Origin of the sequence: Providencia sp. PROV210 (genome assembly GCF_028479445.1) — a bacterium.
Taxonomy (GTDB): Bacteria; Pseudomonadota; Gammaproteobacteria; order Enterobacterales; family Enterobacteriaceae; genus Providencia; species Providencia rustigianii.
In genome coordinates this window covers 120518-134929 of the sequence record NZ_JAMPNQ010000015.1, presented here as the reverse complement: position 1 = coordinate 134929, position 14412 = coordinate 120518, and the positions used below count along the sequence as shown (strand labels likewise).

Annotated in this window: 11 protein-coding genes and 1 tRNA gene; 2 read left to right on the top strand and 10 right to left on the bottom strand. The window is 39.9% G+C overall.

The genetic code is table 11. The features are described from left to right. Nucleotides 1-377 precede the first annotated feature (377 nt). The 9 genes from hypF to PR761_RS12240 all read right to left on the bottom strand — a co-directional run bounded on the left by hypF (nt 378) and on the right by PR761_RS12240 (nt 10042). Nucleotides 378-2657: a carbamoyltransferase HypF gene (gene hypF / locus PR761_RS12280; RefSeq protein ID WP_272519361.1), complete on the bottom strand. Its 2280-nt coding sequence runs from the start codon at nt 2655-2657 to the stop codon at nt 378-380. 138 nt (nt 2658-2795) lie between these two features. Further along, a complete protein-coding gene (locus tag PR761_RS12275; protein WP_006814158.1) occupies nt 2796-3650 on the bottom strand; it encodes an MrpH family fimbial adhesin in 855 nt (284 codons plus the stop codon). A gap of 19 nt (nt 3651-3669) precedes the next feature. Further along, entirely contained in the window at nt 3670-4182 is a 513-nt protein-coding gene (locus tag PR761_RS12270) for a fimbrial protein (RefSeq protein ID WP_006814159.1), read from the bottom strand. Further along, on the bottom strand, nt 4179-4682 hold the full coding sequence (locus PR761_RS12265) for a fimbrial protein (protein ID WP_006814160.1): 504 nt from the start codon (nt 4680-4682) through the stop codon (nt 4179-4181). Before PR761_RS12265 ends, PR761_RS12270 begins: the two co-directional genes overlap by 4 nt. 11 nt (nt 4683-4693) lie before the next feature. Beyond that, complete coding sequence (locus tag PR761_RS12260; protein ID WP_006814161.1) at nt 4694-5176, bottom strand: fimbrial protein; 483 nt, start codon at nt 5174-5176, stop codon at nt 4694-4696. Nucleotides 5177-5203: 27 nt separating this feature from the next. After that, nucleotides 5204-5938, bottom strand: coding sequence for a fimbria/pilus periplasmic chaperone (locus tag PR761_RS12255; RefSeq protein WP_223844720.1), 735 nt, complete (start codon nt 5936-5938; stop codon nt 5204-5206). Between the two features lie 30 nt (nt 5939-5968). Next, entirely contained in the window at nt 5969-8440 is a 2472-nt protein-coding gene (locus PR761_RS12250; RefSeq protein ID WP_039854948.1) for a fimbria/pilus outer membrane usher protein, read from the bottom strand. A gap of 171 nt (nt 8441-8611) precedes the next feature. Continuing rightward, nucleotides 8612-9178 (bottom strand): fimbrial protein, encoded by a 567-nt coding sequence (locus tag PR761_RS12245; protein ID WP_006814164.1) that lies wholly within the window; start codon nt 9176-9178, stop codon nt 8612-8614. Nucleotides 9179-9965: 787 nt separating this feature from the next. Next, a tRNA-Ile gene (locus PR761_RS12240) sits at nt 9966-10042 on the bottom strand. Nucleotides 10043-10396: 354 nt separating this feature from the next. Between PR761_RS12240 and PR761_RS12235 the strand changes: the two genes are divergently transcribed. Then, on the top strand, nt 10397-11470 hold the full coding sequence (locus PR761_RS12235) for an NAD(P)H-dependent amine dehydrogenase family protein (protein WP_112837346.1): 1074 nt from the start codon (nt 10397-10399) through the stop codon (nt 11468-11470). Between the two features lie 48 nt (nt 11471-11518). On the opposite strand, the gene PR761_RS12230 is transcribed toward PR761_RS12235, so the two are convergent. Next, nucleotides 11519-12115: a GNAT family N-acetyltransferase gene (locus PR761_RS12230; RefSeq protein ID WP_115164683.1), complete on the bottom strand. Its 597-nt coding sequence runs from the start codon at nt 12113-12115 to the stop codon at nt 11519-11521. 257 nt (nt 12116-12372) lie between these two features. On the opposite strand from PR761_RS12230, the gene PR761_RS12225 reads away from it, so the two are divergent. Continuing rightward, nucleotides 12373-14394, top strand: a complete 2022-nt coding sequence (locus tag PR761_RS12225) for an NADPH-dependent 2,4-dienoyl-CoA reductase (RefSeq protein WP_039854737.1) — start codon at nt 12373-12375, stop codon at nt 14392-14394. Nucleotides 14395-14412: the final 18 nt, after the last annotated feature.

Below are 14412 nucleotides of genomic sequence, written 5' to 3'. Positions count from 1 at the left end.
GATCTTCATCAAGAGGCAATAAGAAATTTGGTCTTTTTTAAATTTATGATAGAAAAATCGATTCAGCCAAGGGTTAGCAGATGATTTGACTTTTTATTGAAAATTTTAATATTCCAAAAAACAAAGATTATAATCAATTGAAAATAAAGAAAAAAACCAAAACAGCATCATTCCGTTAATATATTTAACAGAACTGAAAAGATTAATTAAACGAATTCCGAGTAGCTTTTTTTGATGTTCATTCAATTCTATTTAAAAACAAATAAGAATTAATCTCAAAAAAGATAAATAAGAATAAATATCAAAAAGAATAAAGCTAAATTTAAATAAGTTTATATATTCGGTTATTTTAAATAAAGTCTGACTATTATTGTCAGTTATTCATCTTTAATTTGAGCAGTAGCTATCGCCGCCTGTCCTAACGCTAATCCTCCATCTCCCATCGGCAATTGGTGCGCATATAGCACGTCCAAAGGCTGCAATTTTTCAACCAGTAGCTGACGCAATAATAGGTTATGCATCACGCCACCAGATAAAACTACCTTATTAATTTCATACCGGTGAGCAGCTTGATGCGCTAGATCTGCAAATCCCTGCGCTAAAGCGACATGAAAAGCATGAGCACGCTCAGCATCAGGTGCAGAATAACGCAACCATTGCTGCCAAAATGTTTTCAAATCCAGTTGTTGCCCAATCACTGGCAAACTTACCGGATGCTGTTTTAGGACACTTTGCCGAGCTAGTGCTTCTAGTTGGCAAGCTCCCTCACCCTCCCAGCTCATCTGCTGTTTACAGATCCCCAATGCTGCCGAAATCGCATCGAAAAGTCGCCCAGCGGATGACGCTGTAGGGCTATTAATTCCACGTAGCATCGCTTTTTGGAGTACTGGATAAGGGAAAGGCTGGAGCGTTGAAGCGATTGGCAATGTTTGCCAATTCGGAACAAATTGCTCCAAATGAGCCAATAAATTTCGCCATGGTTGGCGGGAGGCCAAATCTCCCCCCGGCATTGGAACGGGGGGTAATCCACCAATATGCTGGCTGGTACGGTAATCCACCAATAAACATTCTCCGCCCCATAAACGATTATCATCGCCAAAGCCTAAACCATCTAAGGCTAAACCGATCACTTTCTCATGGCCAAGGGGAATTCCATGCTCAACCATCACCGCCGCAATATGGGCATGATGATGCTGGACTTGGATAAATGGAATGTGTAATTGCTCGCTCAAGGATTTACCGTAGCGATGACTGACATAACTAGGGTGCATATCCCCGACTAATACTGTTGGTGTAAAGCGGTAAATTGATTCAAAAAGATGGATAGTTTTTTGATATTGTTGATAAATATCAATATCATCCAAATCGCCCAAATGTTGACTGAGCACCGCGTTTTTATCACGTAATAGGCAAAAAGTATTTTTTAAATCTGCGCCAAGCGCCAAAATAGATGGGGAGTTTTCGAAACCTGCGGGAAGTTCAATAGCATCAGGAACATAGCCCCTTGCTCGGCGCAGCATTTCCGCCTGTCCCCCATGGTAGCGCACCAAAGAGTCATCCGCTCGTTGGACAATCTCCCGATTATGTATCAACCAAATATCGGCAATATTGGCTAAATCCGTCAACGCCTCTTGGTCGGTTAACACCGGCGGTTTGCCAGAGGCATTTCCCGAAGTCATGACTAAAGGAGTATTCACCTCTGACATCAATAAATGCTGTAAGGGATTTGATGGCAGCATGACCCCAATTTCCTGTAAGTGGGGCGCAATATCAGGGCTAAGTAAACTATTGGCCCAAATCGGGATCAAAACAATCGGAGCGGCAGAACTTTGAAGTAAAGCTCTCAGTCCATCAGTAACCTCAACCCCTTGCTCTGCTAACCAATTGATTGATGGGATCATGACCGCTAAGGGCTTGCTTGGGCGATGTTTACGTTGTCGTAATTGATTGACCGCAGGGGAATTTGTGGCATCACAAGCTAGATGGAATCCCCCTACCCCTTTAATCGCTGCAATTTCCCCAGCCAATAATCGTTGAGCCGTTTGCTTTAACGCCTCATATTTTGTCGCTAATAAGTTTCCCGATCTATCACACAGCTGGATTTCTGGTCCACACACAGCACAAGCATTTGGCTGAGCATGAAAGCGGCGATCGGCAGGATCCTCATATTCTTGCTGACATTCAGGGCACAGTGGAAATTCTGCCATTGAGGTATTTGGGCGGTCATAGGGCATTTGACGGATAATCGTAAAACGAGGCCCGCAATGGGTACAATTTGCGAACGGATAATGATAGCGGCGATTTGAGGGATCAAAAAGTTCGCTACTGCACGCTTCACACGTGGCTGCATCCGGAATAACTTGGGTATCCATTCTACCCGCACCGCTGTGACGGATAGAAAATTTTTCGGGTATTTCATCCCAATCAAAAGGCTGGGATTGCACCGATTCAATATGTGCTAGTGGCGGGCAATGCTGATACAGTAATTCAGTAAATACGCAGATATCCGCATCTGCAAGGAAACGGACTAGGACACCTTCCCCATCGTTACAGACATCACCTTTGAAAGCACATTGATGGGCTAACTGCCATACATAAGGTCGGAAACCAACCCCTTGCACTTTACCTTTGATCCGCAGCTGTATTCCGTTTTTCACCCAAATGCCCTCTTATGATGGAGAAGGTATTCTCGCGCTAATAAGTAAAAATAACCTAAGTTAAGATCAAAAAATGGCAGAGTAGTGGTCATCAAATTTCACCATCACTCTGCCATTTGCATATTATCAGGTTTGTTATTACGGAATTTCTACCGATAACAGGAAAATTCCAGAATATTCGTCCGGTGCAAGATCCTTGGTTTTCACTAATCGGCTAGAGACTCGAAACTGTTTTTTCACAAAAGACTCAACCGTTAATATTGTTGAAGGTGAACCGTCCACATTAATTTCTGACTCTAACCCATCCGCAATAAAGATAAAGTTATCATTATCTAAACCAGCCACTGCTGCAATTTTTACATCTGTAGTATCCGTGCAACTAACGGTGAAGTTTTCTGTCACAGTATGCCCATTTAGGGAACTATTGGATAAAGTGCCGTGGTCGATATAATCTGGACCTTCGATATTACAGTTTACCGTCCCCGGGTCTAATGGGGAGCAGAGTATAATCGGGTTATCCGCAGTTTGCTCCCTCTGCATTTTCTGCCGATAAAGAATTCCTAAATTGAAGCAATATCCAACACCCGGTCTTCTTGGATAAAATTGCCAACGACCCGGTATTTGTCTATTTAATACATTATCGTTTTCTAATGCTCGCGCAACTTCACTAAATGTAACGGGTTTTTCATCCCATGAACTTCTTTCTCTCAATCTGACAGAATGCGTGTCAAAGTTAACAATGTGTGAGTTGCCAGCACCATATCCACCATCAGCATAAGTTCCCCATGATCCTAATTCGATATCACAAGGGCAGCTTCCTGTTGTTTGTACAGCCATCGGACGATTATCATGTTGCAAATCGCCACGTAAAATATACCGTGTATCCATCCACGCACCATAGTCAGTGAGTAGCTCACCTTGCGCGGCGAATTCAGCTCGTGCAACTTGAAAAGGCGATATCAGTAATAAACAGATAAATATGAGTTTTTTCATAATAACCTTAACAACGTAGTTATTCGTAATAGATATTGAAGGTTGTTGTAGCGGTAAAATCACCTAATTTAATACTCTTATTCGCGATAGCATCATCTTCAGCAAGGATAGAGGCCTTAAAGGTAATAGCGGCCGGAAAGTCATTGTTTTTCATCCCACTAACTGGATATTGAGTATTAATATCTATATCGCTATTGTCGTGCGTGAGCTTGATGGCATACCCTAAATCCCCCGTATCACCATCAACCGCCAGAGAACCTTTAATTTTTGAATTTACGACGCCAGTGAATTCCATTGAATATGAAAAATCAGGTAGATACTCACAATCAGATAGCGTAATGTTAAAAACTTCGGCAATCTCTCTTTGTCTATACAGATCCTTATCATTAACCTCATGAAACGGTATCTCTAGATCAGCGCCATCATTGATATTACAAGGGATTGCGTTCCTCAATACTCCAGAAAAGCTCACTTCATCCGCGAAAGCATTCCCAGAGAAATAAAACAGTAGAGTAAAGAAGATTATTTTCATTGATAAGCAACCGTCAATGTTGCATTGGCGGTAAATGCACCAGCATAGACGACCGCGTTACTTGAACCACTTTTGACTAAGCTTGCTTTTAAATCTGGTGTTTCACCATCTGAGCGATAAGTATAAGTAAAGTCAGAATTAACTGACAGTGATCTTGAGCCGTTATAGAGCTGTAATCCAATCTCATCTTGTTCATTGATTGCTAACAGATCTCTATCAAATTCTGATTCAGCGCCATCGAAACTAAAAACAACGTCAGTTCCTGATGAAATACCGTTACATTCCCATTCAAAATCAATATCTTCAATATAGGTTTTGCCGTCTTTTGTTGGGACTAATGCCACAACCAAGTCATCACCAAAATATACGTTAATTGGTCGATTATCATTGATAACACAAGGTGTGCTTTCAATTAATCGCCCACTAAAGTTAACGGGTACCGCTAGCGCCGTGTGTGTAAAAGCCAACAATAAGAGTCCTGAAAGACAAATCTTTTTCATAAGAAAATACCTTAATGATACCCAACAGTGAGTGTTGCGGTAGTAGAAAACTCGCCTCCAACAGGTCTTATCCCATCAGCTAATGCTAGTTCTGCGGTTAAAGATGGTGGATTAGAATAGTTATCAATTTCGTATCGAGTTCCTATATTCATAGGGCCATTATCGAAATATAACTTAATATTCAAACCCGGCGTGTTATCGACTTCAAGGCTATTCGCCGTTTCCCCTCTGGCACCTTCAAAAATCAAATACAATTCATCAAACGAGGAATCACAATACAATTTATACTTCACTGGCTGGGTGTATTTTCCGGAATCAATTTGCCCGATAACCACATCGTCACCGAAATCGACATAAATTTCTTCATTGTCGTTTAATACACATCCGCCCGATAAAATATTCACTCTAACAGTCACAAATTTCCCATCTGCAAACGACAATACAGACACAAAAAACAGTAAACTAAGGCACAATAACTTCTTAACTATTGGCATGGTCTCTATCCATCATTTGCAGTTTGGTTATTTGGTCTCTTTCGCACGACATTCCGTTGCAGAACAGCTAAATGGTAAATCCACTTGTCCACCGTAGTCATTGATATAATTAATGACCGGCGCTGAGCCTAATTGATCTGCCGTCAGCGATAGTTTTGTTTCAGCAAACGGCGCAATATCGGTAGCAGTAAAACCCGCTATTTTTTCTGAGGTCGCATTTTTCTTAACGCTATTCATGATGATGTAATACGGTGTTGGGTTTTTGGCATATATTTCGCCATTTTTCTTAACCAACACTAATTTATGCTGCCATGGTGAATTTTTCATTTCAGTTGAATCCATTACTAATGATTCAGGACGATAAAAAAACTTCACTCGAGTTTGCAGTGCTATTTGTAATACGTTACTTTTTTTACTTGTTGGTGGAATTTCTCTCAAATTAAAGAAAAACATCGTTTCTCTATCTTGAGGTAATTTCACCACATCCGGTAAAGCTTCAATTCGTAATTGGCTAGTTTGCCCCGCGTTAATTCGCTGAATTGGTGGCAGGATCGTAAAATATGAAGTCAGTTTTTCGCCATTAGGCACTTGCATCCAACCTTGAGCTAAATAAGGCAGTTGGTTATTTTTATTACTGACTGTTAATGAAATTGAATTGCTATCTCCATTATAAATAATTCGAGTACGATCCATCGAAATAGCAGAATAGGCATTCGCTGTGACAAAACAGCTAAGTAATATTACGGATAATTTCTTCATCATAAACATTAGCCTTCTTTTTAATATATTTTATTAATTGCAGGGTAAGAGCAATTTGTCGAAAACATCGTGCGATTCAATATCTTTAGGGAATGTAATAACACATTCAGAACCTTGCCAAGTAACATTCATAGTTTCACCCGGTCTAATTCCCCCAATATAGGCTTCGCCTTGGTCTCCAACAATTCCCGTCACCTTACCGTCATTATTTTTAATATCAGATGCGAAAGGAGGATAACTCCCATCTTTTAATCTCAATAAAACCATTAATTTCTTACCGTAAATAACATCAAAATTTCGGTACCCTATTGCGCCTTCTGTTAACGTTGATTGAGCAATGGAATCCGCCACTTCAACATTTTTAGGTAGTTTATTAATGTCTATTGCTAAATTCGTTTTATAGTAGCTAGTTAAATCTGGAACGATGGCTTTACCAAAACTGTTCGAGCGCAATGTGGTTCCATTATATTTTACAGGTACATCTTTAACGCCGTTGGTATCAACAAAAATGCGGGTTCCACCAAGTGCGGTAATTGGATGAAATCCAGCCCCATAGCCTGTTAATGTCATTCCACCTTGCAGTGTCGATGACAGACTCATCGAGCTATTACTCATATAGTTGAAGCTAGAATTAAAGTCAGAATTGTTTCCTTTGTGGCTGTAATATCCACTGAGTAAGGCACTGTGCCTGTTATTACCAACGCTGAGTGATACATTATTTCTATCGTCAATTCGGGTATTGGCAGTGAGCTTGTTGGTATTATCATTTCTACCATTGTACGTCGAAGCGCTGATATTCGTTCCACTTGTCAATGGCACAGATACGCTGACATAAACGCCATTATCTCGGAAACTCTGCATCTTACTGCTAAATACGTTGATGGATAATCCAACGTTGTTAAACATTTTCGTATCGAAATACTTGGAAAATGTCATGTTATACCGATGGCTGTTGGGTCTATTCCAGTAAGTCTGATGGTTGTAGCTCAAATTCATGGATGAGCGCCAATCAGTAAAATTTTTGCTCACCGAGGCTGTGTATAGGTTTTTATTATGTCCGGCATACATCGATTCATGATTATTATAGGCTAGGAAATCACTCATCGTCATAAATTCACGATCCGTAAAACGATACGCCGATAACTGCAATTGACTACTGTGTGACTGAAAACTTTTATAATAATCAATCTTGTATGCTTTACCTTTGAGCGTAGGACCCTCTGAGAGTGACGCTACTGAATGATTTAAGGTAAAAGAAACTGCGCCAAACTGGAATAAATCACGCCCAACCCCCATCGCAAATGAATTAAATTTGCTACTGTTAAGCGCCCCACCAAAAATAGACCAGCCGTTGGTTATTCCCCATGATGCTTCACTTTGGGCAAAAATATCACCATTAACATGACGGTTTAAATCTGTTGGTCTACCCGCACTCATTTTATAACGAATAGAACCCGGTCGAGATAAAAAAGGAACATTTGTCGCTTCAACTTCAAATTCAGAGACTCGACCATCACTCTCTTCAACTCTAACCTGCAAAGTTCCTGTAATGCCGCTATTTAAATTTTGAATGCGAAAAGGACCAGCGGGCACTAAGCTTTCATAGATTAATCGACCATCTTGGCTGATTTTAACGATGGCATTTGTTTCGGCAAACCCCGTGACTTCTGGAGCGTAAGAACGCAAGCTAGGAGGCAACATATTGTCATCGGAGTACAAAGAAATTCCGGCAAATTTAAAATTATCAAATAAATTAGATTGCAGATAATCTTCGCCGACCGTTAATTTTGCCTTTAAGCTTCTAATCGCTCGATAGGCATAAATGCTGGTCCACTGAAATTCTTTGGTGTCTCCCGCATTGCTATGCTGTACATGATTATAAGTGCCCTGCCAGTGTCCTCGTAAACGCCAACTACCCAAATTTGCGCCTAATACACCTAATCCTGAAAAATAAACTGTGTCACCCGCTTTATTATCACCTAAGCTGCGATTAAATTGAGAGGTTAAATTATAATCAAGAATAAGGCCTTTAATTCCATCTTCCCAGCGTGATGCTGGCTCCCAGTCATCCGCAGAATATTCCTGATAATTTTTGGGAATATTTATATTCAACGTGCTATTTGATAATTCAGGTCTAACTTTCATTCCTGATAGACTAGATGTATCTAGACATTCTAATCCATCTATTGATTCCCATTTTAATGAATTTAATGCCTGTGGATTTAAGTTAAACTTCTCAACAATTTCATTGGTTATACAAGCCTCAGACTTTTCATCTCGACTAAAAATTTGTATTTTTTCTTCCGGTAAAAAAGCATTGTTAATATAAATTTTAAATGGATAAATACCGGGAACAATATATAAATCTCTAGAAAAAACAGCTAAATTTATGTTTTCTCTATCTTCTGCATTCAAAATATTGACATTAAAATCAATATCATCATCTTCAGCAAAAGAAACTGATGACTGAAGTGAAATAAGTAATATTACGAGTAGTTTTTTCATGGGATTAAAAAATATTAATATTTAAAAACACAGATTTGATAATTTTATTTTTATTATTCATCATTGCTATGCCCTTAAATTTTAATAAAGTTCCTAAGCTGAAGTAATGAGTTTATTCATTACTTCAGCTTATCGCTATAGATATCTTTATAAATATTGTTCTAAAGCGAATTAATTATAAGTCAAAATAAAATCAGTTACTGCTTGGAATTCACCAGGAATAATTTCTACTGGATCAGAAGCGCCCTTTAATGTTCCTAAACCTTTAATGTAAGCAGCAAATTGCAGTGTATTAGTGACACCTTGCAGTTTATGAGTCGATTTAGTTTTTTCATTTAATACAATTGGAGCATTGTTGCTATCGACGATTTGGATACCAGCACCACCCGCAGTACCTGTAATCGCTAATAATGGATTACCGTTATTCTCAGCGGCTGCACCTGAAAATGTCACGTTCACGGTATCACCTGTTTCAACAGTACAGTCAATCAGTTTGATATCGAACATAACTGGGGATGATTGGCCATCTGAAGTTTCACCATTTTTTAATACAACGTCAGCAATTTGACCTAAATCCACTGTTTGGTCTAAAGACGCAGGGTCAATAGAACAAGGTGCGCTGATGATGCTACCAGTAAAAGTGACTTTACCGTTACCGTGGTTCACTGGCGCAGAGAACGCGCTGAAGCTAATTAAACTTGTTGCTGCGATAGCCATAATAGTTTTATTGAATTTCATAAGATAATTCCTTAATTAAGTAATATTTAGAAATGAAAAATTAAGCAAAAATAAATCAATAAAATCGTCATTAATTAACGATTCAGATATAGAATTCGGAATGAAAGAACAATACATAGATAAGATTATTAATTGAATCTATTTGTTCTTTAGCTTCGGTTCGCATAAATATTATAATTACACTTAAAAGCTGTAAAGGCAGATACACCTATTGATAGTATTAAGTTTAATAGGCAGTTATTTCTTGATACATTTAATCACATTCCGATTATCAACAACCAATAAAAATCAATGAGTTATACATAATGTTTCATTAATTCACAAAAACATTAATATAATGACAAAACATTAAAAATCACTTCTTTTCAGTTTGTTACATTTTAATATTTCAATTCATACAATAATTTTCAATTACTACTAAATAGCGTAATGATTTATTTTAAAATTATAGTCAAATTCCTATTTTTATTTCCTAATAGTAAAAATTAATTTATTTAAATTGTTTGAATCATTATCATTAACTAAGAAGAAAGATTAAATTATTATTACTTTTATCTAATGAGAATTATTTAATGACTTAAAAATATATTTCTCTATCACACAGGATACTGACAATCAAAAATGAGGCTCATTTACGTTAATTTTATGGTTAGATTAATCTAAAGAGGAGTGTCTGAATTGATGGGAAATGGGCAGAGGGAAGCCATTTTGTCGCCATTGGCTTTTTAGACACAAAAAAGCCACTTTTTTCAAAGTGGCTTAATGCGCTGATTTAACAGCTAAAATTTGGTGGCCCCTGCTGGACTTGAACCAGCGACCAAGCGATTATGAGTCGCCTGCTCTAACCAACTGAGCTAAGGGGCCAAAGTGGTGCGATTATACGTGCTGTTTTAGTGAAGGTCTAGTATTTCAAAACTATATGGCGAATTTGTGTTCAAGGCGATGAGTTTCTCTATAATTCAACATTCTAGCATCATCAAAAATTATTATTCCCATCCCAATGTTCGGATTTTATTCTAGCTTTCCATTCTTTATTAGATAACAGTTTGTAGATAAGTCTGAGTTAATGACTAACCTATATCAAATAGTCGAACGTTACCCCCGACTAATCACTCTCTTTTTTATTTCGCATTCTTTGTTCAATTGATTGATATAAAACAATAATTTTATACTCTATATCTAACATGATGATTAAAAGATAAATAGCATAGGACGATAATGATGAAAAAAGTACGTGCAGTTCAATATGGTTGTGGAAAGATGGGTAAGTTTCTCATCCGTTACCTACAAGAACACGGTGCTGAAGTTGTGGCGGCTTTTGATATCAACGAAGCTGTTATAGGTAAAGATATTGGTGAGATTGCGGGTACTGCACCAACCGGAGTCAAAGTTCAGCCACTCCATGAAGCCGATAAGACCCTAGAAGCTTTAAAACCGGATGTCGGGATTATCGCTACCCTCAGTACCATGGCTGATTTAGAAGATGCATTCTCCCTATTTGCACGTCATGGCGTGAATGCTATTTCCACTGGCGAAGAAGCGCTCTACCCTTGGAACTCCTCCCCTGAAATTACCCAAAAACTCGATGAACTGGCCAAAGCCCATGACTGTACTTTAGCAGGTAGCGGCTATCCAGATATGTTTTGGGGTGTGCTTGTCGATACCCTCGCAGGTTCAATGCATAAATTGGTAAAAATTAAAGGTTCTAGCTGCTATAACGTCGAAGATTACGGGATTGCATTAGCCATCGGTCACGGTGCCGGACTGACTGTTGATGAGTTTAACCAGCAAATTGGCAACTATAATGACCTGCCTTATGAGGTGATTTCTCAAAAAATTGAGAGCGGCGAATATGCACCACCGTATATGTGGACTCAAAATGGTTGGCTGTGCAGCCGCTTAGGCTTAACTATCACTAGCCAAACTCAACGTTGCGTACCGCAAATTGCTAACGAAGATATTTACTCGGACACCTTAAAAATGACCGTGAAGAAAGGGGATGTTTTAGGTCTGTCAGCCGTGGTGATCACGGAAACAGCCGAAGGTGTCACCTTGGAAACCGAATGTATCGGTAAAATTTTAACGGCGGATGAGTGTGATAAAAATAGCTGGCAGTTAATCGGCGAGCCAGATACTGCTATTGAAGTGAATAACCCTGCAACGGTAGAGTTAACCTGTGCCAATTTGGTTAACCGCATCCCTGCACTGATTAATAGTCCTGCGGGCTATATCACTACAGAGAAAATGCCAAATAACGTCTATATGACTAAACCAATGCACGAATATCTATAAATAAATTATAAAGACAATAGCCCACTCTTTTGTGGGCTATTTTGTATCTCAACGCGGTTTTGTCATCAGCCATTCTATATGACGACGAACTGCCGGCCATTCATTGTTTAAGATGCTATATACGCAAGTATCACGCAACTCCCCTGTACGCGTCACCATATGATTGCGCAAGATCCCATCCAGCTTAGCGCCTAAACGTTCAATAGCTTTACGGCTTTGATGGTTTAAAAAATGCGTTCTCAGCTCAACAGCAACGCACTCAAGTTCTTCAAAAGCATACTTTAATAATAAGTACTTAGCTTCAGTATTCATGGGGGTACGCTGCGCCTCAACCCCATACCATGTGGCACCAATTTCAACTCGACGAACTCCGTGGTCAATGCGCATATAAGACGTCATTCCAACCGCCTTATTGGTACGTTGATCAATAATGGCGAATGGCAGCATTTCTTTGCTAGCAAAGCGAGCTAAACGCGTGTCCACGTCTTTGGCTAAATTCTCTGGCTCAGGTACGGAGGTATACCATAAATGGTGAAGCTTATCCCTAGCAATAATATCTGTAAAAACAGCGTCATGCTGGTGAGATAATAACTCTAATCGAACGTGCTTGCCTTCTAAGGTCACAACTTGGCAAATCTCTTTCATTGGCATGTTTCCTGAATTGAACAGATTATATGAATCCACTTACTATCGAATTACGACGACTTAATGACTTTCGATTGTTGTAACCCTTTTTTATGACAAAAAAATAAAATGGGATCTGCGTTCGTTGTTATTTAGCCGTTCTGTGTAAAACATATGATAAAAATCACAATTTCTTAACATCATTCCCAATTCACGCAGCCAGTACGCTACAGTTAACTCATCTGACCTGTTATCAACTGCCCCAAATGGGAGCCATTATGAGCAATTTTTCACATCTTTTTACCCCTCTTGATTTGGGGCATACCGTTCTGAAAAACCGTATTTTGATGGGTTCAATGCACACAGGCTTAGAAGAACACCCACAAGGTAGCCAGCGTTTAGCCCACTTTTATCGATTACGCGCTGAAAATGGTGTCAGCCTAATTATTACTGGGGGGATCGCCCCTAATCCAGAAGGCGCATTAGCCCCTCATGGCGCAGTATTAAATAATGAAGAACAACTGCCTTTTCACCAGCAAATCACCCAAGCCGTTCACCAAGCTGACGGGAAAATCGCTTTACAAATATTACACGCAGGGCGATATAGTTTACATCCATTATTAGTGGCTCCGAGTGCTATTAAGTCTGAAATCACCCCATTTCCTCCTCGGGAATTATCAGGGGATGAAATCCATACAACCATCGATGATTTCGTCAAAACAGCCAAGCTTGCCCAGCAAGCGGGCTACGATGGGGTCGAAGTGATGGGCTCCGAAGGTTATTTAATTAATCAATTTATAACATTACGCACCAATCACAGAACCGATGAGTGGGGAGGCAGTTATCAAAATCGTATTCGCCTTCCCATTGAAATTGTTCGGCGAATCCGTGAAGCTGTGGGTAAAAATTTTATTATTATTTATCGCTTATCGATGCTGGATCTTGTCGAAGGCGGCTCCACATGGGATGAAATCGAATATCTTGCCAAAGAGATCGAGAAAGCTGGAGCAACCATGATTAATACGGGGATTGGCTGGCATGAAGCGCGGGTTCCGACTATCGCGACTCAAGTTCCTCGCAAAGCATTTAGCTGGGTAACAGAAAAATTGATGGGGAGAGTCAGCATTCCGTTGATTACCACCAACCGTATCAATGACCCGTTTGTTGCCGAACAAATTATTGCTAGCGGTCAGGCAGATATGGTGTCAATGGCACGCCCATTCCTCGCCGATGAAGCATTTGTCTTAAAAGCACAAGAAAATAGAGCCGATGAAATCAACACCTGTATTGGCTGTAATCAAGCTTGTCTTGACCAAATTTTTAATGGCAAATTAGCCAGTTGTTTAGTCAATCCCCAAGCGGTAAGGGAGATGGATTATCCGAATGAATTGGCGGCTCGTCAGAAAAATGTGGCTATCGTTGGCGCGGGTCCTGCAGGGCTATCTTGCGCCATTTATGCGGCTAAACGCGGGCATAAAGTGACACTGTTTGAGCGCGCTAATCAAATCGGTGGGCAGTTTAATCTGGCGAAGCAGATCCCCGGTAAAGAAGAATTCTACGAAACCATTCGCTATTTTGCGCGCCAGCTCGAGAAACTTAATGTGGATGTCCGCTTAGAGCAAGCCGCTGACGTTAATAGCCTTACAGGGTTTGATGACGTGATTATTGCCACGGGCGTGATCCCTCGATCCGTCAGTTTATCGGGGGCAAACCATGCAAAAGTTATCACCTATATTGAGGCACTGAATCACCCTAATGCTGTCGGTAAGAATGTCGCCATTATTGGTGCGGGAGGCATCGGATTTGATGTCGCCGAGCTATTAACTCAACAAGGTATCAGCAGCAGTTTGGATGATGATAAGTTTATTCAGGAATGGAATATCGACCCCTCGATTACCACCCATGGCGGTATTTATCCACCGAATAAACAGCTCGAACCTTCACCTCGTCATCTCTATTTATTGCAACGTAAAAATAGCAAAGTAGGTGCAGGCTTAGGAAAAACGACTGGTTGGGTTCATCGACTTTCGCTGATGAAGCGCGGGGTTAAAATGTTTAACGGTGTAGAATATATGCGTGTCGACGATCAAGGGCTACACATTCGTTATCAAGATGAAAATATCTGTTTACCCGTTGATAATGTGGTTCTGTGTGCAGGTCAGGAACCTTACCGCCCATTACAGAAACAACTAGAAGAACGAGGGATCCATCCCCATGTGATTGGTGGTGCGGATATTGCTGCGGAGCTGGATGCTCGCCGAGCCATCGAACAAGGCATGAAAATCGCCTACTCGCTCTAATCAAATACCAATAAAAAA